At 60.8% G+C, this 21,019-nt stretch carries 16 protein-coding genes; 7 read left to right on the top strand and 9 right to left on the bottom strand.

Going from position 1 to position 21,019, the window contains the following annotated elements:
* Positions 1–4 precede the first annotated feature (4 nt).
* Together ACO6VD_RS01830 and cobA are read left to right on the top strand one after the other, a co-directional pair.
* On the top strand, positions 5–1,675 hold the full coding sequence (locus ACO6VD_RS01830) for a protein kinase domain-containing protein (RefSeq protein WP_422416608.1): 1,671 nt from the start codon (positions 5–7) through the stop codon (positions 1,673–1,675).
* 29 nt (positions 1,676–1,704) lie between these two features.
* Positions 1,705–2,448, top strand: a complete 744-nt coding sequence (gene cobA / locus ACO6VD_RS01825) for a uroporphyrinogen-III C-methyltransferase (RefSeq protein ID WP_422416606.1) — start codon at positions 1,705–1,707, stop codon at positions 2,446–2,448.
* Positions 2,449–2,650: 202 nt separating this feature from the next.
* Here cobA and ACO6VD_RS01820 read toward each other — a convergent pair whose 3' ends face one another.
* From ACO6VD_RS01820 to ppsA, 8 genes are all read right to left on the bottom strand, one after another.
* A complete protein-coding gene (locus tag ACO6VD_RS01820) occupies positions 2,651–3,688 on the bottom strand; it encodes an OmpA family protein (RefSeq protein WP_400172177.1) in 1,038 nt (345 codons plus the stop codon).
* Between the two features lie 110 nt (positions 3,689–3,798).
* A complete protein-coding gene (sigX, locus tag ACO6VD_RS01815; RefSeq protein ID WP_036990388.1) occupies positions 3,799–4,365 on the bottom strand; it encodes an RNA polymerase sigma factor SigX in 567 nt (188 codons plus the stop codon).
* 114 nt (positions 4,366–4,479) lie between these two features.
* Positions 4,480–5,304: a mechanosensitive ion channel family protein gene (locus ACO6VD_RS01810; protein WP_128326090.1), complete on the bottom strand. Its 825-nt coding sequence runs from the start codon at positions 5,302–5,304 to the stop codon at positions 4,480–4,482.
* A gap of 2 nt (positions 5,305–5,306) precedes the next feature.
* Entirely contained in the window at positions 5,307–5,561 is a 255-nt protein-coding gene (locus ACO6VD_RS01805; protein WP_371128640.1) for a CrfX protein, read from the bottom strand.
* Between the two features lie 95 nt (positions 5,562–5,656).
* Positions 5,657–6,652 carry a zinc transporter ZntB gene (locus ACO6VD_RS01800; protein WP_422416603.1) on the bottom strand — a complete coding sequence of 332 codons (996 nt, stop codon included), beginning with the start codon at positions 6,650–6,652 and terminating at the stop codon, positions 5,657–5,659.
* A gap of 27 nt (positions 6,653–6,679) precedes the next feature.
* Positions 6,680–7,168 carry a ribonuclease E activity regulator RraA gene (gene rraA, locus ACO6VD_RS01795; RefSeq protein ID WP_422416601.1) on the bottom strand — a complete coding sequence of 163 codons (489 nt, stop codon included), beginning with the start codon at positions 7,166–7,168 and terminating at the stop codon, positions 6,680–6,682.
* 68 nt (positions 7,169–7,236) lie between these two features.
* Positions 7,237–8,253, bottom strand: coding sequence for an alpha/beta fold hydrolase (locus ACO6VD_RS01790; protein WP_422416599.1), 1,017 nt, complete (start codon positions 8,251–8,253; stop codon positions 7,237–7,239).
* Positions 8,254–8,364: 111 nt separating this feature from the next.
* The gene (gene ppsA, locus ACO6VD_RS01785) at positions 8,365–10,740 is read right to left on the bottom strand and encodes a phosphoenolpyruvate synthase (RefSeq protein WP_422416598.1); all 2,376 of its coding nucleotides are present in this window, start codon (positions 10,738–10,740) and stop codon (positions 8,365–8,367) included.
* A gap of 176 nt (positions 10,741–10,916) precedes the next feature.
* On the opposite strand from ppsA, the gene ppsR reads away from it, so the two are divergent.
* Positions 10,917–11,735: a posphoenolpyruvate synthetase regulatory kinase/phosphorylase PpsR gene (gene ppsR, locus ACO6VD_RS01780; RefSeq protein ID WP_045195025.1), complete on the top strand. Its 819-nt coding sequence runs from the start codon at positions 10,917–10,919 to the stop codon at positions 11,733–11,735.
* A gap of 157 nt (positions 11,736–11,892) precedes the next feature.
* Here ppsR and ACO6VD_RS01775 read toward each other — a convergent pair whose 3' ends face one another.
* On the bottom strand, positions 11,893–16,758 hold the full coding sequence (locus ACO6VD_RS01775) for an NAD-glutamate dehydrogenase (protein ID WP_422416597.1): 4,866 nt from the start codon (positions 16,756–16,758) through the stop codon (positions 11,893–11,895).
* Between the two features lie 350 nt (positions 16,759–17,108).
* Here ACO6VD_RS01775 and ACO6VD_RS01770 point away from each other — a divergent pair, with 350 nt between their 5' ends.
* The 4 genes from ACO6VD_RS01770 (at position 17,109) to ACO6VD_RS01755 (ending at position 20,933) form a co-directional block, all read left to right on the top strand.
* Positions 17,109–17,462: a hypothetical protein gene (locus ACO6VD_RS01770; protein WP_422416596.1), complete on the top strand. Its 354-nt coding sequence runs from the start codon at positions 17,109–17,111 to the stop codon at positions 17,460–17,462.
* A gap of 74 nt (positions 17,463–17,536) precedes the next feature.
* Complete coding sequence (locus tag ACO6VD_RS01765; protein WP_422416595.1) at positions 17,537–18,247, top strand: FadR/GntR family transcriptional regulator; 711 nt, start codon at positions 17,537–17,539, stop codon at positions 18,245–18,247.
* A 118-nt stretch (positions 18,248–18,365) separates the two neighbouring features.
* A complete protein-coding gene (gene lhgO / locus ACO6VD_RS01760) occupies positions 18,366–19,559 on the top strand; it encodes an L-2-hydroxyglutarate oxidase (RefSeq protein ID WP_422416594.1) in 1,194 nt (397 codons plus the stop codon).
* Between the two features lie 45 nt (positions 19,560–19,604).
* Entirely contained in the window at positions 19,605–20,933 is a 1,329-nt protein-coding gene (locus ACO6VD_RS01755; protein WP_422416593.1) for an MFS transporter, read from the top strand.
* Positions 20,934–21,019 lie beyond the last annotated feature (86 nt).

Raw genomic sequence — 21,019 nt, 5'->3', positions numbered from 1 at the left:
CACAATGAGCCTGCAACTGAGCTTTGCCCAAGCCAGCGCCACCGGGCCTCGCGAGGAGAACCAGGATGCCTTGCGCCTGGTCACGCCCAACCCGGAACTGGCCGCCAGCAAAGGCTACCTGTTCGCCCTCGCCGACGGCGTCAGCCAGTGCGCCGATGGAGGCCTGGCGGCACGCACGAGCTTGCAGGCGCTGGCCCTGGACTACTACGCCACGCCGCCGACCTGGGGCGTGGCGCAGGCGCTGGACCGTCTGTTGCTGGCGCAGAACCGCTGGTTACGTGCCAACGGCGGTGGCCAACCGTTGCTGACTACCCTCAGCGCGCTGGTACTGCGTGGTCGGCGCTTCACCCTGGCCCATGTTGGCGACTGCCGGATCTATCGCTGGGCCGCCGGGCAACTGCAACGCATCAGCGAAGACCACGTCTGGGACCAGCCGGGCATGCAACACGTCTTGAAGCGCGCGCTCGGCCTTGATCAGCATCTGCAGGTCGACTACCTGGAAGGCGAACTGCAGGCCGGTGAGTGCTTCGTGCTTCTCAGCGATGGCGTTTGGTCCAGCCTCAGCGAATCGCAGATCAGGGCCGTATTACGCGAGCAAATCGACTTGCAGGATGCCGCCCAGACCCTGGTCAGCTCGGCCCATCTCAGTGGCAGCCAGGACAATGCCAGTGCCTTGCTGGTGCGGGTCGAACAGCTGGGCGCGAGCAATCTTGGCGACTCGCTGGCGCAACTGCAGCAGTGGCCGCTGCCGCTCGCTTTGCGCCAAGGACAATCGATCGAAGGCTGGACGGTTGCGCAGCAGCTCGGCCAGAGCCGTCAATCACTGCTCTACCGTGTTCACGACAACCAGCAACAACCCTGGCTGCTGAAAACCCTGCCCGTGCAACGCAAGGACGAACCTGGCGCGCTGCAAAGCCTGCTCCTCGAAGAATGGTTCCTGCGACGTGTGGCCGGGCGTTACTTCCCCGAAGTGCATCCCGCCAGCCAACGCCAGCACTTGTACTACGTGATGCGCGAATACCCTGGCCGGACTCTGGCGCAGCTGTTCGCCGACACCGGTCCACTGCCGCTGGCACAGTGGCAAGCGCTTGCTCAGCAACTATTGCAGGCCGTAGGCCTTTTACACCGGCGCAACATCCTGCACCGCGACATCAAACCGGAAAACCTGCACCTGGGCGATGACGGCCAATTACGGATGCTGGATTTTGGCCTGGCGTTCTGTCCCGGGCTTTCCGAGGACCGCGCCCATGAGTTGCCAGGCACCCCGTCATTCATAGCCCCGGAAGCGTTCGACGGCGCGTCGCCCGGTGCCCAACAGGATTTGTACGCCGTCGGCGTGACGCTGTTCTACCTGCTGACCGGCCATTACCCCTATGGCGAAATCGAAGCGTTCCAGCGCCCCCGCTTTATCCAGCCGGCCAGTGCCGCACGCTATCGCCCGGACCTGCCGGAGTGGCTGGAACATAACCTGAGCCAGGCCCTGGTGGCCGATCCGCAGCAACGTTTTGAGACCGCCGAACAATGGCTGTTACTGCTCGAACAAGGCGAACGCCAACACCTGAGCGTACGCCCGCGCCCGCTGCTGGAACGTGAACCCCTGAAGGTCTGGCGCGGCCTGGCCCTGTTATCGCTGCTACTCAATATGGTCCTGCTGATCTGCCTGCTAAAAGGCTGACAGCACCCTTTGCCGATGAGGAATACCCGATGAATGCGAAAGTCTGGCTGATTGGTGCGGGGCCCGGTGACCCGGAGCTGCTGACTCTCAAGGCCGTGCGCGCCCTGAGTGAAGCCGAAGTGGTGCTGATTGATGACCTGGTCAATCCACTGATCCTCGCACACTGCCCTCAGGCGCGGGTGATTGCCGTCGGCAAGCGCGGCGGATGCCGCTCCACTCCTCAGGCCTTCATCCAGCGCCTGATGCTGCGCTATGCCCGCCAGGGACGTTGCGTGGCTCGGCTCAAAGGCGGCGATCCATGCATTTTCGGCCGCGGCGGCGAAGAAGCCGCGTGGTTACAGGCCCGCGGCATTGAGACTGAACTGGTCAACGGCATTACCGCCGGCTTGGCCGGGGCAACACAATGCGGCATTTCCCTGACCTTGCGCGGGGTGAGCCGTGGCGTGACCCTGATCACCGCACACACCCAGGATGACAGTCCATTGAACTGGCAGGCGCTCGCCCAAGGCGGGACCACTCTGGTGGTGTACATGGGCGTCAGTAAACTCGATGAAGTCCAGCAGGGACTGCTTGCAGGTGGCCTCGCGGCCGAAACGCCGGTAGCAATGATCGAGAATGCCTCGCTACCCCAACAGCGCGAACAGCGCAGCACGTTGATACAGCTCTGTGAAGACGCTACGCGCTTTCAGCTGTGCAGCCCGGCGATCCTGGTGATTGGTGAAGTGGCTGCAGAGAATGGCGGGGTACGCAGGCTGGTGGGAGCAACTGGGTGATTGGCATTCCCCCGGTGGGAGCGGGCTTGCCCCGCTATAGGTTCACCATCAATCAAGGCCGTGCATTGATCTGCTGTTGCGGGCTTGCCCCGCGATGCGATGTAACTGACTGCCTGCAATCGCGGGGCAAGCCCGCTCCCACCGAATCGCAGGCAAAGAAAAGCCCGGCCTAAGCCGGGCTTTTCTGTGAAGCGCTTACCAATTACTTGGCTTGAGCTTCTACTTGTGCTTCTACGCGACGGTTAACAGCGCGACCAGCGTCGGTGGCGTTGTCAGCAACCGGACGGGTTTCACCGTAGCCTACCGACTCAACACGGCTCGATTCTACGCCGTATTCGTTGGTCAGAACCTGCTTAACGGCGTTTGCACGACGCTCAGACAGCTTCTGGTTGTAAGCGTCAGGACCGACGGAGTCAGTGTGACCTTCAACAGTGGTGCTGGTCTGTGGGTACTGCTTCATGAAGTCAGCCAGGTTTTTGATATCGCCGTAGCTGTTCTGCTTGACGACCGACTTGTCGAAGTCGAACTTGACGTCCAGCTCAACACGTACGACTTCGGCAACGGCCGGGCAGCCGTCAGCGTCAACGGTAACGTTGGCTGGGGTGTCAGGGCACTTGTCAACGTTGTCGCAAACGCCGTCGTTGTCGCTGTCGGAGCAGACTTCAGCAACTGGAGCTGGAGCAGGAGCAACCTTGCCACCGCTACCACCGAAGTTCAGACCCAGACCGAGGGTTGGACCCCACTCGGTGTTGCCGTTGTCGATGTTGTACATGGCTTCAACGCCAGCACGGGCGAAGAACATGTCAGTGATGTACCACTTGGCACCGGCGCCCAGGTTGGCGAAGGTGGAGTGGTCACGACCGTTGTTGGTCGCTTGGCCCAGGCTTTCGTGCGCGAAACCAGCCGAGACGTAAGGACGCACTGCGTCGCCTACGGTACCCAGGTGGTAGGTAGCGTCGAGCTTGGCTTTAGAACCTTTGATGTCTTTGTTGAAGACTTCGCCACGAGCGTTGTGAGTCTCGTTGTAGCCCAGGTCCAGGGACAGGTCGTCGGTCAGGAAGTAACCGAGGCGAACACCAGGGTTGGTGCCGTCGTTTTTGAAATTGCGCTCGCTATCGTAGTACTGCTTGGTAACGTTACCTTCGATTTCAACCGCGCCTTGGCCTTGTGCCAGAGCGCCGAGCGAAGTTACGGCTACAAGAGAACCAATGGCCAAGCCCAAGGTGTTTTTCAATTTCATCCGTTAAATCCCCATCTGGTGATAGTTAAGCAGTCCCACCAACATCCGGGGGACAACTCGACGACAAGTCTAGCAGAACTTGCCGGTACGTTAGAGATATTTGCGCGCCACTAAGTTTCAGCAAGGCCCGCAAATTTCTCACGTAGCTTGTCTAGCGCACGCTTGTACCGCATTTTCGTTGCGCTAAGGCCCATATGCATGATATCGGCGATCTCCTGAAATTCCAGCTCCGCGACAAATCGTAGCACTAGAATTTCACGGTCAATCGGATTCACATGCACTAGCCACTTATCTAGCCCACCTTTCTCTTCAGGTTTCGGCGCCTTCTCTTCCGAGGCTTCCTCGAGTGGATCAAGACTCAAGGCATCCATCAGTCGACGCTTGCGCCGCTCCTTGCGGTACTGGGTGATGCATTCGTTATAGGTGATGCTGTAGAGCCAGGTCTTGAACTTGGATTTACCCTCGAAGTTCTTCAGACCATAGAGCACCTTGAGCATCACCTCCTGACAGACATCATCAGCATCCCGATCGTTCCCTAAATAACGTGCACACACGTTAAAAAGAGTCCGCTGGTAGCGTCGCATGAGCTCCTCATACGCGCGAGTAACATGAAACAGCTCCTCATGCGAACGCGCCACCAACTCCTCATCAGTGAGCTCGCGGGGGTCGTAACGCATGGGCAGCGAGTGAACTTTATTCAAAACGAATCTGGCCGACAGTCAGGTCAATGTCGCCGCTTACCCCTGCCTGGGGCAATTTTGCGGCGGCATACATTAGCAGGATTTACCCGGTTAGCGGCTATTGACTCGCTGTTCCAGGAGAATCCGGTTGGACAACGAAACCAGCTCGCCGTCATCGGTCAGCAGGGTCGTCTTGACCGTGCCGATCTCCTCGATCTGCCCTTCGACCTCTCCAACCTGCACTTGTTGGCCCACTTGATAGAGCTCTCGCACATAGATTCCAGCCAGAATCTGCCCGGCAATTTCGCGGCTGCCCAGGCCCATCGCCAGGGCAACGGCCAGACCAACGGTAATCAATCCGATGACGATTACATGGTTAAGCAGGTCGGTTTTGACCTCAAGCTGGCTGATTGCCACTGAAATACTGATGATAATCACCAGACCCTGGGCTATACGTCCGACCCCGGCCGCGTATTCCAGGCCGATACCTTCGGCGGCACCGCGCACCAGGCCATTGACCAATTGTGCCAGCAGCACGCCTGCCAGCAGCACCAGCGCTGCACCGAACACCTTCGGCAGGTACAGGGCGAGCATGTCCAGTGTTGCAGAAACCCGCTCAAGCCCCAGGGATTCCGCGGCCGAGACGAGGAAAATCAACAACACGAACCAGTACACGATCTTGCCGATCAAGGTCGAAATCGGTACCTGGATACCAACCCGATCGAGCATTTTGGTCAAACCGGTGCCGCCCATCAGGCGATCCAGCCCCAGTTTCGCCAACAGCTTGGACAGCAAGGTGTCGAGCAGCTTGGCGACGACGAAGCCCAGCAGCACCACGACCAGCGCGCCAAACAGATTGGGGATGAAGTTCGCCACTTTGGTCCACAACGCGGTCATCGCGGTGAGCAAGCTCTGGGTCCAGAGATTAAGTTCCATATTCAATCGGCCTTATCAGCTTTACGAGCGGTAGCGTTACGGCGGACCGGCGCAACGTGCGCCGAACCATTGTTGACGGCGATCATCAACGCCTGGCTCCAGCGGCCAAGCAGGCTGAACAGATCGCCCGCGCCGACCTGACGGTTGGCGGTTTTCAGGACACGCCCAAGGCAGGCATCGTCGTCGCGGTCCTGGCCGGACGGCGAAGCCTTGAGCAGGTCTCGCAGGGATTCTTCAAACGGATCGTGCATGGGCACCTCGCGCAATATCTGTCAAAGACGAGGTCGTCACCGCACGGGTCACATGAACCTGCCGGACAGTTAATGACTGGGTATTCACAAAATGCACCGAATCACACCCAACGCAGGCGGCGGAACAACCACCACTGCCCTAGCGCCAGGCCCAGCACCAGCAAGCTGGCGAAAAGAAAGCCATAGGGGCTGTCGGAGCCAGGAATACCACCCACATTGATCCCCAGCAGCCCGGTAACAAAACTCATGGGCAGGAAAATGCAGGTGATGATGCCGAACCGGTACATGGTCCGGTTCATCCGCTCGGCCCGTCGCCGGTCTTCGCTCTCCAGCACCAGGGCGGCGCGTTCGCGGTTAAGTTCGAGCTCTTCCAGATAGCGCGTCAGGCTGTTGTTGAGCTCGTTCCAGTAGTCGGCGTCATCTGCAGCGAACCAGCTCCACTTGTTGCGTGCCAGTTGCGCATAGATTTCCCGCTGCGGGTTGAGAAAACGCCGCAGTCCGGCCGCACGCCGGCGGATCTGCTGCAGGCTGCCCTGGTCAGGGGCGTACCGTTTGTCGGCTTCAAGCTTCTCTTCTTCGACATCGACCACTTCCGACAGGTCGCTGATCAGCGCCTGGACCTTCTCGGTCAACAGTTGCGCCATGCTCAGCAGCAGTTCGGAAGCGGTTTTCGGCCCGCGGCCATCGGCCAGCTGCTGCAGCAGCTCATCGCTGGCGCGCAACGGCCGCAGGCGTAGCGAGATCACCCGCTGCGCCTCGGCGAAAATACGCACCGAGACCATGTCTTCAGGCTCGGCGCCGGGATTGAGGTTGACCCCGCGCAAAAACAGCAACATCTGTGCTTCGGGCAGGGCCAGTAGCCGTGGACGGGTGTTTTCTTCGAGAAGCAGGTCACAGGCGAACTCGCTCAGGCCACTGTCATGCCGCAGCCAGGTCCGGGTTTGCGGATGACTGCGATCCCAGTGCAGCCAGAGACTCTGCTCCGGCTGCAGTTGCAGGTCATCCAGCTCGGTTCGAGCAATTGAACGCGCACCGCCTTTGCCATCGAGCACCAGGGCATGAACCAGCCCCCACTGCGCGTTTTCTTCCTCGAACATTCCTGCTCCACTTCGCGGTTTCAGTACTTATTCCGGCATTTTAAGCGGAGATGGCGAAACGATCACACCGTTGTTGTCGGCATAGATGTATTCGCCCGGGCGGAAGGTCACGCCGGCAAATGTCACCGCCACGTTGAGCTCGCCGACACCGCGGCGTACGGACTTCAACGGGTGGCTGGCCAGGGCCTGCACGCCGACGTCGGTCTGCGCCAGGACATCGACATCACGCACGCAGCCGTAGATCACCAGGCCTTGCCAGTGATTCTTCGCCGCCTTCTCGGCCAGCATGTCGCCCAGCAAGGCATGACGCAGGGAACCGCCGCCATCGACCACCAGAACCTTGCCCGTGCCATCGAGCTCGACCTGCTCCTTGACCCGCGAGTTGTCCTCGAAGCACTTGATGGTGACGATCTCACCACCGAAGGAATCGCGGCCGCCGAAGTTGCTGAACATCGGCTCCAGTACCTGTACCAGTTCCGGGTAGGCGTCGCACAGATCGGGGGTGATGTAATGCATGGGAAACTCCTGTCAGTTGCCAAGACAAAGGGATGTCACAGTTTCAATCAATTAACGAGGCCCAGCGGTCAAGCTTTAGGCTCAAGGCTACACGTCGGCAACGATCCGGTCACCTGCTGCGCAGCGTCAGCAAGCAATCCCGTCAAGGGATCACGCAACCAGCGCTCGACCAGCGGCCATACCTGCACCTGTGCGGGCTTGCTGACCAGCATATCGACGTGTCCGAAGTTGTCGAAACCTTCCTCGCGCCCCAAACGTACAAACTGCTTGTGCTCACCGCCCAGCTGCTCGAACAGCTTGCGGCAGGCCCATACCGGGTCCTGATGATCACCTGCAGCGGCGACCGCCAGCACTGGCACATCAACCTCGGCAAGCCCGACCCACCAATCGCGATCCTTGTCGCCAAAGCGGCCGAACAGGCCAAACCAGCGCATGCTTTCCAGGGCCAGGCCAATCGGCTCGTCCTCCGGGCCGCGTTTGAGTCGTGAGCCGGAAATCTGTCCGAAACGCTTGAGCAACAGGCGTCCACCCCACTCCACCGGCGGCAATTTCAATGGCCAGTAGGTACGGCTGACCTGGGTGCCGAAAAACGCCGCACTGGCGACCTGCTCGGCGCCTAGATACTGACCGCCCAGGGCCGCTGCCAGGGTGGTCCCGCCCAGCGAGTGACCGATCCAGTGTGCGGCGCGGCCACACTGCTCGCTGACAAAGGCGGCAATCACCGGTAAATCGTAACGCGCATAGTCGGCGACGCGGTTATGGCGATATTCGCGGTTGCGCGGTGACAGGCCGTGACCGCGCATTTCTGGTATCCACACATCGAAACCGGCGCGTGCCAGGTAAGCGCCCAGGCCAATGCCCCGGGGCGAATACCAGAAGCGCCGGTTGGAAAAGCTGCCATGCAGCAGAATCACCGGAGTGCCGCGCACCTCGGACTGGTCTGCCAGACCGAGGCGGGTAACCGCCAGTTCAACGCTGCGATCCGGGCTGTTACCGGCTTTGATCCGGTAGACATCTTCGCTCAGATCACCGCGACGCTCGGCACTGAGCAAGGCCACGGGAAATAGAGTACTGCTGCTTTGCATAGGTTTCTTGCACGAAAAAGGGCGGGATCCATCACTGGAACACGCCCTGGAATACGGTCGGAAACCTTCACCGGCCACCGCGGGCCAAGGTGAAGGTTCCGGTTCAACGCCTCAGTTCGCAGCCTGGCCTTCGGCCAGGAAGAACCAGGTTTCGAGTACCGAATCCGGGTTCAGCGAGACGCTTTCGATACCCTGCTCCATCAGCCACTTGGCCAGGTCCGGGTGGTCGGATGGACCCTGACCGCAGATACCGATGTACTTGCCAGCCTTGTTACAGGCCTGGATGGCATTGGCCAGCAGCTTCTTGACCGCCGGGTTACGCTCGTCGAACAGGTGAGCGATGATCCCCGAGTCGCGGTCCAGGCCCAGGGTCAGCTGGGTCAGGTCGTTGGAGCCGATGGAGAAGCCGTCGAAGTACTCGAGGAACTCTTCGGCGAGGATGGCGTTGGACGGCAGCTCGCACATCATGATCACACGCAGGCCGTTGTCGCCACGGGCCAGGCCATTTTCGGCGAGCAGGTCGACCACTTGGCTGGCTTCACCCAGGGTACGCACGAACGGCACCATGATCTCGACGTTGGTCAGGCCCATTTCGTTGCGTACGCGCTTGAGTGCACGGCACTCGAGCTCGAAGCAGTCACGGAAGGTTTCGCTGATGTAACGCGAAGCGCCGCGGAAGCCCAGCATCGGGTTTTCTTCTTCTGGCTCGTAAAGCTTGCCGCCGATCAGGTTGGCGTATTCGTTGGACTTGAAGTCCGACAGGCGCACGATGACCTTTTTCGGCCAGAACGCCGCGGCCAGGGTGCTGATGCCTTCGACCAGCTTCTCGACATAGAAGCCGACCGGATCGTTGTAACCGGCGATACGCTTGTCGACGCTTTCTTTCAACTCGGCCGGCAGACCGGCGTAGTTCAGCAGGGCTTTGGGGTGCACGCCGATCATACGGTTGATGATGAACTCCAGGCGCGCCAGGCCGACACCGGCGTTGGGCAGCTGGGCGAAATCGAACGCGCGGTCCGGGTTGCCGACGTTCATCATGATTTTGAACGGCAGATCAGGCATGGCATCGACCGAGTTCTGGCGGATGTCGAAGCCCAGCTCACCTTCAAAAATGAAACCGGTGTCGCCCTCGGCGCAGGAAACGGTCACACCCTGGCCATCTTTGAGCAGTTGGGTGGCGTTGCCGCAACCGACCACGGCCGGAATACCCAGTTCACGGGCGATGATCGCCGCGTGGCAGGTACGCCCGCCACGGTTGGTGACAATGGCGCTGGCGCGCTTCATCACCGGTTCCCAATCCGGGTCGGTCATGTCCGAAACCAGCACGTCGCCAGGCTGGACCTTGTCCATCTCCGACACGTCCTTGATGATGCGGACCTTGCCGGCGCCGATGCGCTGGCCGATGGCACGACCTTCAACCAGTACGGTGCCGGTTTCCTTGAGCAGGTAACGCTCCATGACGTTGGCCTGGGCGCGGCTCTTCACCGTTTCAGGACGGGCCTGAACGATGTACAGCTTGCCGTCATCACCGTCTTTGGCCCACTCGATGTCCATCGGACACTTGTAGTGCTTCTCGATGATCATCGCCTGCTTGGCCAACTCGCTGACTTCAGCGTCGCTCAGGCAGAAACGCGCGCGATCAGCCTTGTCGACGTCAACGGTCTTGACCGAACGACCGGCCTTGGCCTCGTCGCCGTAGATCATCTTGATTGCTTTGCTGCCCAGGTTACGACGCAGAATCGCCGGACGGCCGGCCTCCAGCGTGCCTTTGTGGACATAGAACTCGTCCGGGTTGACCGCGCCTTGCACCACAGTTTCGCCCAGGCCGTAGGCGCCGGTGATGAACACGACGTCACGGAAGCCCGACTCGGTGTCGAGGGTGAACATTACGCCGGCGGTGCCGGTTTCCGAACGCACCATGCGCTGTACGCCGGCCGACAGGGCCACCAGCTTGTGGTCGAAACCCTGGTGGACGCGGTAGGAAATGGCGCGGTCGTTGAACAGGGAAGCGAACACTTCCTTGGCGGCGCGGATAACGTTTTCGACGCCACGGATGTTCAGGAAGGTCTCCTGCTGACCGGCGAACGAGGCGTCTGGCAGGTCTTCGGCGGTGGCCGAAGAACGCACGGCAACGGCCATGTTCGGGTTGCCCTGGGACATTTCAGCAAAGGCGGTGCGGATTTCAGCGTTCAGGCGCTCAGGGAACTCGGCTTCCATGATCCACTGACGGATCTGCGCACCGGTGCGGGCCAGGGCGTTGACGTCATCGACATCCAGCGCGTCGAGCGCGGCGTGGATCTGGGCGTTCAGCCCGCTCTGCTCGAGAAAATCACGGTACGCCTGAGCCGTAGTGGCAAAGCCGCCGGGGACCGATACACCGGCGCCCGCGAGGTTACTGATCATCTCGCCGAGGGATGCGTTCTTGCCCCCCACATGCTCTACATCATGGACGCCGAGCTTATCGAGGGAAACTACGTACTCTACCAAGGTGATCTCTCCACTAACTGTGTTGGAAAAGCTCAGGTCGCCCGCCTGCCAGCTCTGGCTTGGCCGGGCGCTTGTGGCCTGGACCTGGAAAATAAGTGAGAATGCCGAACACGCTGTTCGGTAAACCGAACCTATCATATCCAAGATTCGTCATCAGCTTAAGGCCCAAGGCGCAAATGAAACGATCTGCTTTCTTTATCTCCGATGGCACCGGCATCACAGCCGAGACGCTGGGACAAAGTCTTCTAGCGCAGTTCGATACCATTCCGTTCAATAAATTCACACGCCCGTACATCGACAGCGTGGAAAAAGCGCGGGTCATGGTACAGCAAATCAACAGCGCCGCTGAAAAGGACGGTGTCCGTCCGATCATCTTCGACACCATCGTCAATCAGGATATCCGAGAGGTCCTGGCCACCTCCAACGGTTTCATGATCGACATTTTCTCGACCTTCCTGGCCCCGCTGGAGCAGGAGCTGACAGCGCATTCGTCGTATTCGGTGGGTAAGTCCCACTCCATTGGTGGCAATTCCAACTACATGGAGCGCATCGAGGCAGTCAACTTCGCCCTCGACAACGATGACGGTGCCCGCACCCATTACTACGACAAGGCCGACCTGATCCTGGTGGGCGTTTCGCGTTGCGGCAAGACACCGACTTGTCTGTACATGGCCATGCAATTCGGTATCCGCGCGGCCAACTACCCGCTGACCGAAGACGACATGGAACGCCTGCAACTGCCTCAGGCGTTGAAAAACCACCAGCACAAGCTGTTCGGCCTGACCATCGACCCGGACCGCCTGACTGCCATTCGTCACGAGCGCAAACCCAACAGCCGTTATGCCAGCTTCGCCCAGTGCGAGTTCGAAGTGCGCGAGGTGGAGAACCTGTTCCGCCGCGAGAATATTGCCCACATCAACTCCACGCACTTCTCGGTGGAGGAGATTGCGGCAAAAATCCTGGTGGAAAAAGGCGTGGAACGGCGCTTCAAATAACCCCTTCGGTAGGAGCGGGCTTGCCCCGCGATTGCGATGTAGCTGACAGCCCGCATTCGCGGGGCAAGCCCGCTCCCACTGGGGGTAAGGCAGTTGTTCTCACCCGCCCAACAAAAAGCCCCGGCAATTGCCGGGGCTTTTTCATCTCAGCTCAGACTCAGGACGGCACCACCGCCGCCTGCCCGCTCATGGCCAGATCCACCAGCTCGCGGTTGGCCACCGCATACATGGCGTAATCGGTACCGGTCGCGGCACGCAGCTCGTCCAGCATGGCGCGCCAGCGGTTGACCATCACACGGTGCTGATCCAGCCACAGTGTCACGCGGGCATCCATGTCTTGCGGTGCATCGGCCATCTGCAGGACCGAGATGGTGATCGCCCGCTGCTGCAGGTCGATGTCATCGCGGAACGACTCGCGGGCCAGAGCCTGCCAGTTGTTTTCCACCGACAGATTGCTGATTTCCTGCAGGTACCAGGTCAGGTCCAGGGCACTGCCGACCGCGAAGAAGGCCTTGGCCACTTCGGCCGGGTCCTGGCCGGTGACGTCGGACGCTTCGATAATCGGCAACAGGGTGTACAGGTGCGTAGTACCGGCCACCATGCGCGCCAGCAGCTCCGGTACACCGGCGTCGACGAAGCTCTGGTAACGAGTCATCCAGCGCTCACGGGTCGGCCCTTCCAGCAACTCGTCAAGCTTCAGACCCAAGGCGGCGATCTTCGGCCCGAAGTGCGCCACGTCACGTCCGGCGTCCTGCTCGTTACGACGGCTGCGCAGGAACCAGCGGGTTGCGCGGCGGCCCAGACGCATCAGTTCATCCATCAGGGTCAGCTGGATTTCAGCCGGCACCTGATAGTCCAGAGCCTCGATCTGACGGAACCAGTGCGGCAGGTGGAAGATGTCACGCACGATCACATAGGCGCCGGCGACGTTCGCCGGGCTCATGCCGGTGGACTCTTTCAGACGCTGAACAAAGGTGATGCCCATGTTGTTGACCAGATCGTTGGCGATCTGGGTGCTGACGATTTCGCGTTTCAGACGATGGCGGCGCATCGCCTCGGCGAACTTGCTCACCAGTGACGGCGGGAACGCCGTTTCCATGTCGCGGGTCAGGTAATCGTCATCCGGCACCAGCGACTTGAGCAGGGCTTCCTTGAGGTCGATCTTGCTGTAGGAAATCAGCACCGACAGCTCGGCCCGGGTCAGACCCTGGTTGGCAGCCAGGCGTTCGGCCAGTTGCTCTTCCGTCGGCAGGAACTCAATGGCGCGGTCCAGCTTGCCACGGCTTTCCAGGTCCGCCATCAAGCGCTTGTACTCGGCAATGCGCTCGCGGGCACGACGGGCAGCCAGGGACAGCGCCTGGGTCTGCTTGTAGTTGTTGCCCAGCACCAGGCCGGCCACTTCGTCGGTCATGCTGCCCAGCAGCTGGTTACGCTGCTTCTCGGTCATGTCGCCGGCCTGCACCACTTCGTTGAGCAGGATCTTGATATTGACCTCGTGGTCGGAGCAGTCCACACCACCGGCGTTGTCGATGAAGTCAGTGTTGGTGGCGCCGCCATTGAGGCCGAACTCGACACGACCGAGCTGGGTCATGCCCAGGTTGCCACCCTCGCCCACGACCTTGCAGCGCAGCTCGTCACCGTCGACACGCAGGGCGTCGTTGGCCTTGTCGCCAACATCCGCGTGGCTTTCTTCGCTGGATTTGACGTAAGTACCGATACCACCGTTCCAGAGCAGGTCCACTGGCGCCTTGAGCAAGGCATTGAGCAGCTCGGTCGGGGTCAGTTTGTCGGCCTCGATGGCGAAACGCTCTTTCATCTGCGGGCTGATCGCGATGCTTTTCGCGCTGCGCGGGAAGATCCCGCCGCCTTCGGACATGATGCTGGTGTCGTAATCGCTCCAGGCCGAACGCGGCAAGTCGAACAGGCGCTTACGCTCGGCGAAGCTGCTGGCAGGTTCCGGGTTCGGGTCGATGAAGATGTGCAGGTGGTTGAACGCGGCCACCAGTTGCAGCTTCTCGGACATCAGCAAGCCGTTGCCGAACACGTCACCGGCCATGTCGCCGACACCGACCACGGTGATCGGGTCTTCCTGGACATTGATGCCGCGCTCACGGAAGTGACGCTGGACGCCAACCCAGGCGCCACGGGCAGTGATACCCATCTTCTTGTGGTCGTAACCGGCCGAACCACCGGACGCGAAGGCATCGCCGAGCCAGAAGCCGTAATCGATGGCGATACCGTTGGCGATGTCGGAGAAGGTCGCGGTGCCCTTGTCGGCCGCCACCACCAGGTACGGGTCGTCATCGTCGTGACGCACGACGTTGGCCGGCGGCACCAGGGCGCCGTCCTTGAGGTTGTCAGTGATGTCCAGCAGACCGGAAATGAAGATCCGGTAGCAGGCGATGCCTTCGGCCTGAATTTCGTCACGGTTGCCGCCCAGAGGCAAGCGCCGCGGCAGGAAGCCACCTTTGGCACCGACCGGCACGATGACCGAGTTTTTCACCTGCTGGGCTTTTACCAGGCCCAGCACCTCGGTGCGGAAGTCTTCCTCACGGTCCGACCAGCGCAGACCGCCACGGGCGACGTTGCCAAAACGCAGGTGCACGCCTTCGACACGCGGCGAATAGACGAAGATTTCGAACTTCGGTACCGGCTTGGGCAGCTCAGGAATCAGCTTGGGGTTGAACTTGAAGCTGAAGTACGACTTGGCCTGGCCGTGGGCATCGGTCTGGTAGAAGTTGGTGCGCAGGGTGGCCTTGATCAGGTCCAGGTAGCGCCGCAGGATACGGTCTTCGTTGAGCACCTGGACATCATCCAGGGCAGTCAGAATGGCCTGTTCCAGGCGCTGCTGCTTGTCGTCCAGGTCGTCGCTGGTGAGCTTGCGCGCCAGGTAGAAACGGGTTTTGAACAACCGCGTCAGTTCGCGGGCGATGTCGGTGTGGTTGTTCAGGGTACTGGCGATGTAACCGAGGTCGAAACCCAGGCGGATCTGCTTGAGGTAACGGGCATAAGCACGCAGCAGCGCGACATCACGCCAAGGCAGGCCGGCAGTGAGTACCAGGCGGTTGAACGCGTCGTTCTCGGCGTCACCCTTGACGATATGGACGAAGGCGTCCTGCAGCGTGTCGTTAAGCTGCTGGATGTCCAGGTCCAGGCCTTCGCTGTAGGTGAAGGCGAAGTCGTGAATCCAGAACTCGCGGCCGCTGGCATGGCGCAGGTGATACGGGAACTCACCGAGCACGCGCAGGCCGAGGTTTTCCAGGATCGGCAGGACGTCCGACAGCGCCAGCGGCGTATCGGCGTGGTACAGCTTGCAGTGCAGCTGGCGCTCACCGAGCTGGGCCAGGGGTTGGTAGAAGCTCATGACCAGCGGCTTGCGCTCGGACAGGGTGAGCAGATGCTGCATGTCGACCACCGCCGAATGAGCGGCAAAGCGCTCGCGGTAGCCGGCCGGGAAGCCTTTCGGGAAGTCGGCCAGGACATTGGTGCCCTGGGCTTCGCCGAAGCTTTCGACGGTCAGGCTGGCGTAGTCGTCCTGCCACGAACGGCAGGCCTGGATCACTTCGTTTTCCAGCTGTTGCGGGTCGATATCGATGCGATTCTTCGGATCGACGCGCAGAATAAGTTGCACACGGGCCAGCACCGACTCGGAGAAGAAGGTCCAGAACTCGCAGTCGCTGGCCTTCAGGCGATCCATCAGCACCTGCTGGATCTTCTGCCGCACTTCGGTGGAGTAGATGTCCCGCGGCACGTAAGCCAGGCAGTAGCAGAAGCGGCCGTACGGATCCTTGCGCAGGAACACGCGGATCTTGTTGCGCTCCTGGATCTGCACGATCGACATCACCGTGCTGAACATCTCGTCCACCGGGGTCTGGAACAGGTCATCGCGCGGCAGAACTTCCAGAACCTGCGCCAGTTCCTTGCCCAGGTGAGCTTTGGGGTCAAAACCGGAACGACGCTCGACTTCGGCGACCTTGCCACGGATGTACGGGATCGAACGCACGCTCTCGCCGTACACCGAAGAGGTGTACAGGCCCATGAAGCGGCATTCCTTGATGACTTTGCCGTCGGCGTCCAGCTGGCGGATCGAAACGTAATCCGGGTAGGCCGGGCGGTGTACGCGACTTGGGTAGGCGGCCTTGGCGAAAGACAGCAGCAGCGGTTCGTTGAGGTAGTTGACCGCGTAGTCTTCGATGCGCAGGTCTTCGGCGGTCAGGCCGGCGCGCAGCAGGCGAGTCAAGCCGAGGAACGACTGCTCGTCGTACACCAGTTGCCCGCCCTGGGCATCGGCACGGACAACGAATTCTTCATAACCGAGGAAGGTGAAGTGGTTGCCCAGCAGCCATTCGAGGAAGTCTTTTACTTCGGCTTTCTCGGCCTGGGCCGGTGCATAAGCGGTTTGCTCGACCAGCGTCAGCAGCTCACGCAGCTTGGCTTTCATCGGCTCGAAATCGGCAACGGCGACGCGCACCTCGGCCAGTACCTGCTCCAGCTCGCGGGTCAGCACATTGAGTTCAGCGGCGTTGGCGCAACGGTCGATTTCCAGGTACATCAGCGATTCTTGCGAAACGCCCTCACCCTGGGTGCCCTTGGGCAGGATTTCCAGCAGCTCGCCCTTGGCCCCGCGACGCACGCTCAGGACGGTGGTCTGCAGGGTATGGATGCTGTAGCCGCGGCGGTTGAGCTCGGTACGTACCGAGTCGACCAGAAATGGCAGGTCATGGTGCAGGACTTCGACCGCCGTGTGGGTCGACTGCCAGCCATGACGCTCGTAATCGGGGTTGTAGACGTGAACCTGAGGATGGGCAGGGTCGAAGCGCTCGATGATGCGCCAGGCAGACAGGGTGCAACCGGCCAGATCCGACATGCGGCGCTGGGTAAGCTCGTCAAGAGAAATGATGCCGAAGAACTGTTCGGCGAACATCGCCACTTGTGGCAGTGCCTGTTCGCTGATGTGCTGCGCCAGGGCCGCTTGCAGTTGATGCTGGAAGTCGGCTTTGCTGGCTGCGGTGAAAAACGCCATCTGTGGTACTCCGCTTGGGCTTTGTTATGGAGTGAAGCGTCGCGCGCGTCCGCCATCTACGGATCAACAATAGCCAACCCGTAGCAGGAAGACGGTAAAACCTAAAGAACAGGCGCAAAACGCGACTGATAAGTCACATTCACCCGCTCCACGGATGGGCATCTGCAAAAACGACTGCTCCAGGCGGAGCTGTGTCTTTACGGGTGACCATCGACAGCGCAGCTTAACGAGTGCCCGCCCGCCCCTGCTTGCGGTGCTGCGACATATTCGGTCATTGAGGTGCAGGTCCACGTTTATCCTGGGGCCGAAGACTGGCAGAATCGTGTTTCAACTTATTGATCGAGCCACTCATGCAACTGACCACCGCCCTGCTCTTCGCCACCCCCTGCGATGATGAAGAAGACAACATGGCCACCTTGTGCTGCCACAGCGACAAGGGCCAGATGTTCCTCATGACCCGCTACCCGGACGAAGACCGCGTGGACATCACCCTCGACGAACACTACGCACCCGTCGAAGGCTTGAAGGTCACCCTGAGCAAAACCCGCTTGCTGATCGAGGTTGCCCCCCTGGATGCCGACGCCCTCGGTGGCGACGACCACCTGGAAATCACCCTGAGCAGCGACGGCACTGACCTGATCGAAGTCGAAGAAACCCTGCAAAACATTCTCAAGGGTACCGGCACCTACGTCAGCGAGCTGTAATCGCGACAGCGGTTTCTTGACAAGCTACCGCGCCAAAGGCATTGTCTGACAACCTGATTAATGAGCAATACCCCATGCTTGAGCTTCAGCGCCCCGACACGCTGGTCGAACGCGTCGTCGGTGCCATCCGTGCAGAGATCGATTCCGGGCGCCTGGCCGCCGAATCGCGCCTGCCCACCGAACAGCAACTGGCCGAACAGCTGAACGTCAGCCGTTCGGTGGTGCGCGAGGCGGTGGCCCAGCTCAAGGCCGATGGTGTGTTGATCGCCCGCCGTGGCCTGGGCTCGTACATTTCGCAAACCCCGACAGGCACGGTGTTTCGCTTTCCCTCAGCCCAGGGCCGCAGCCCGGACCTGGTGCAGATGTTCGAAGTGCGCCTGTGGATCGAAACCCAGGCAGCCTCCGTGGCTGCCCAGCGCCGTGATGGCGCAGACCTGGCGCGGATGAACAAAGCTCTGCAGGAGATGCTCGACAAACGCAGCGATTTTGCCGCCGCGGCCGCCGCTGACGTCGAGTTTCACCGCGCCATCGCCGAGGCCAGCAAAAACGATTACTTCGTGGCCTTCCACGATTTTCTTCGTGGCCAACTGGCCACTGCACGCAAGACCGCCTGGGAAAACTCCGCAGCACACTCGGTGGGCGGATCGGCAGACGCCAACCGTGAACACCAGGCGCTGTACCAGGCCATTGCCGATGGCGACCGGCATGCCGCTGCCGCTTGTGCCGAAGCCCATCTGCGCGCTTCGGCCAAACGTCTGAAACTGGACCTTCCGAGTATCGACTGACCCTGTGAATTGCCGTACCTAGCGGGCGCTGCTGCACAGCGCCCTTTTGCTTGACCGACTTAGTCTGACAACCTGATAAGCAGACTCTCTGATAAGAACAAGCCAAGGTGACACCTGCATGATTTACGACTACTGCATCATCGGCGGCGGCATTGTCGGCCTCGCCACCGCCATGGCGCTCCTCGAACGCCAACCGGGCGCCTCGTTGTTGATCCTGGAAAAGGAAGCGAGCCTGGCCAGGCACCAGACCGGTCACAACAGTGGCGTTATCCATGCGGGCATCTACTACGCCCCCGGCAGCCTCAAGGCTGATCTGTGCAAACGCGGCGCCGAAGCCACCAAGGCGTTCTGCACCGAACACAAGATCAAGTTCGATGTATGCGGCAAGTTGCTGGTGGCCTCCACGCCCCTGGAAGTCCAACGCATGCACGCCCTCTACGAGCGCTCGCAGCAAAACGGCCTGAAGGTCGAGCAACTGGACGCTGCCGAACTGCAACGCCGCGAACCGAACATCGTCGGCCTCGGCGGGCTGTTCCTCGATGCCACCGGCATCGTCGATTACAAGCAGGTGTGCCAGGCCATGGCCCGGGTGATCCAGGCCGCCGGTGGCGAAGTTCATCTGTCGACAAGCGTGCGAGCGATTGTCGAAAGTGGCGACGATGTCACCATCAGCAGCGACGACAAGGTCTGGCGTGCCCGTCAGTTGGTAGCTTGCGCCGGCCTGCAGTCGGACCGCCTGGCGGCACTGGCCGGGGTCAAGATCAATCACCAGATCATCCCTTTTCGCGGCGAATACTTCCGCCTGCCGGCCAGCAAGAACGACATCGTCAACCACCTGATCTACCCGATCCCCGACCCGGAACTGCCGTTTCTTGGCGTGCACCTGACGCGGATGATCGACGGCAGCGTCACCGTCGGCCCCAACGCCGTGCTCGGCCTGGGCCGGGAGAACTACAAGAAGTTCTCGGTGAACTGGCGCGACGTGGCCGAGTACGCCCGCTTCCCCGGCTTCTGGAAAACCATCTGGGCCAACCTTGGCTCCGGCACCACCGAGATGAAGAACTCGCTGTTCAAAGGCGGCTATCTGGAGCAATGCCGCAAGTACTGCCCCTCGCTGAACATCGAAGATCTGCTGCCCTATGAAGCCGGCATTCGCGCCCAGGCGGTGATGCGCGACGGCACCCTGGTCCACGACTTCCTGTTCGCCGAGACGCCACGCATGGTGCATGTCTGCAACGCCCCGTCGCCGGCCGCCACCTCGGCAATCCCGATCGGCCAGATGATTGCCGACAGGATCCTCAAGACCCGCTGAACCCCTGCTGCACACCATAATTACAAAGACAAAAGGAAACTCCAGATGTCGGTACACGAGACGGCTGCGGCCGCGACAGAAACCCCGCAACAGAAGAAAAAGCGCCTGCGCAAGGTCGCTGCTGCCACCATCTTCGGCTCGATGCTGGAGTGGTATGACTTCTACCTGTACGCCACCATGGCGGCGATCGTTTTCTCCAAGGTGTTCTTCGACCCGAGCAATCCGGCGGTGGCCTCGCTGCTGGCCTTTTCCACCTTTGCCATCGGCTTTATCGCCCGGCCCTTTGGCGGCATTCTGTTCGGTTACCTGGGCGACCGCTTCGGACGCAAGCAGGTACTGGTCATCACCTTCTGCCTGATGGGCGTGTGCACCACCCTGATCGGCCTGATCCCCAGCTACGCCTCCATCGGCATCTGGGCACCTATCATTCTGGTCCTGGTCCGAATCATTCAGGGGCTGGGGGCCGGTGCCGAACTCTCCGCCGCGGCGGTCACCTCCTATGAGCACGCCAGCGAAGGCAAGCGCGGCAGCCAGGGCGCCTGGCCGGCACTGGGCCTGAACCTGGGCTTGTTGCTGTCGTCGCTGACCGTGTACCTGTTGACCATGAACGGCAACGACTTCCTGCTTTCCGGCGGTTGGCGCATCCCGTTCATCTGCAGCATCGTGCTGGTCGCGGTCGGCCTCTGGGTGCGCAGAAGCATCCCGGAAACCCCGGACTTCAAAGAGCTGGACAAGACCGCGAGCAAAGCGCAGGTGTCACCGCTCAAGCTGCTGTTCAAAAACGACCTCAAAGGCCTGGCAGTGGTGTTCTTCGTTGCCATTGGCTACAACGCCCTGAGCTACATCTTCAAAACCTTCTCGCTGGCCTACCTGACCCAGTACAAAGGTGTTGAAGCCCATGTCACGTCGCTGTCGGTGACCATCGCCAGCCTGGTAGCGATTATTGCCGTACCGTTCTTCGGCTGGCTGTGCGACAAGTGGAGCAGCAAGGCCGTGCTGATGCTCGGCGGGGCCTTCTCGGTGCTGTTCGCCTATCCGTTCCTGGCTCTGCTCAACACCGGCGAGCCGACGATGGTCTACCTCGCAATCGCCATCGGTACCGGCATTCTCGCACCGATGATGTTCGCGCCTCAGGGCTCGTTCCTCAGCCGCCAGTTCCCGACCCAGACCCGCTCTTCGGGCTTCGGCACCGGTCGAGAGATCGGCACCGCCGTGGCGGGTGGCCTGGCACCGCTGGGTGGCCTGGCTTTGGTGGCCAGCTCCGCGACTCACTCCACCGACGGTGTGGCAGTAATTCTCGCCATTGCTGGTGTGTTGGTGGTGGTGTTTGCCCTTTGTGACCAAGGGCGCAAACATTCCACATTCAAGAACTGAGTGGTCAGCATCGCGGGGCGACCCGACTTGCCCCGCGATGCTTTTCGCCCCCGGATGGATTAAAGTATCAGCCCCCGCCCGGGCGC

The sequence above is a fragment of the Pseudomonas sp. GZD-222 genome (assembly GCF_049310525.1).
In the GTDB taxonomy this organism is placed as follows: Bacteria; Pseudomonadota; Gammaproteobacteria; order Pseudomonadales; family Pseudomonadaceae; genus Aquipseudomonas.
This window is presented reverse-complemented; position numbering and strand designations above follow the sequence as displayed.

Excerpts from the sequence above, each read along its gene's own strand:
- ACO6VD_RS01830 (WP_422416608.1), top strand. The coding sequence starts at position 5 with ATGAGCCTGCAACTGAGCTTTGCCCAAGCCAGCGCCACCGGGCCTCGC.
- cobA (WP_422416606.1), top strand. The coding sequence starts at position 1,705 with ATGAATGCGAAAGTCTGGCTGATTGGTGCGGGGCCCGGTGACCCGGAG.
- ACO6VD_RS01820 (WP_400172177.1), bottom strand. The coding sequence starts at position 3,688 with ATGAAATTGAAAAACACCTTGGGCTTGGCCATTGGTTCTCTTGTAGCC.
- sigX (WP_036990388.1), bottom strand. The coding sequence starts at position 4,365 with ATGCGTTACGACCCCCGCGAGCTCACTGATGAGGAGTTGGTGGCGCGT.
- ACO6VD_RS01810 (WP_128326090.1), bottom strand. The coding sequence starts at position 5,304 with ATGGAACTTAATCTCTGGACCCAGAGCTTGCTCACCGCGATGACCGCG.
- ACO6VD_RS01800 (WP_422416603.1), bottom strand. The coding sequence starts at position 6,652 with ATGTTCGAGGAAGAAAACGCGCAGTGGGGGCTGGTTCATGCCCTGGTG.
- rraA (WP_422416601.1), bottom strand. The coding sequence starts at position 7,168 with ATGCATTACATCACCCCCGATCTGTGCGACGCCTACCCGGAACTGGTA.
- ACO6VD_RS01790 (WP_422416599.1), bottom strand. The coding sequence starts at position 8,253 with ATGCAAAGCAGCAGTACTCTATTTCCCGTGGCCTTGCTCAGTGCCGAG.
- ppsR (WP_045195025.1), top strand. The coding sequence starts at position 10,917 with ATGAAACGATCTGCTTTCTTTATCTCCGATGGCACCGGCATCACAGCC.
- ACO6VD_RS01775 (WP_422416597.1), bottom strand. The coding sequence starts at position 16,758 with ATGGCGTTTTTCACCGCAGCCAGCAAAGCCGACTTCCAGCATCAACTG.
- ACO6VD_RS01770 (WP_422416596.1), top strand. The coding sequence starts at position 17,109 with ATGCAACTGACCACCGCCCTGCTCTTCGCCACCCCCTGCGATGATGAA.
- ACO6VD_RS01765 (WP_422416595.1), top strand. The coding sequence starts at position 17,537 with ATGCTTGAGCTTCAGCGCCCCGACACGCTGGTCGAACGCGTCGTCGGT.
- lhgO (WP_422416594.1), top strand. The coding sequence starts at position 18,366 with ATGATTTACGACTACTGCATCATCGGCGGCGGCATTGTCGGCCTCGCC.
- ACO6VD_RS01755 (WP_422416593.1), top strand. The coding sequence starts at position 19,605 with ATGTCGGTACACGAGACGGCTGCGGCCGCGACAGAAACCCCGCAACAG.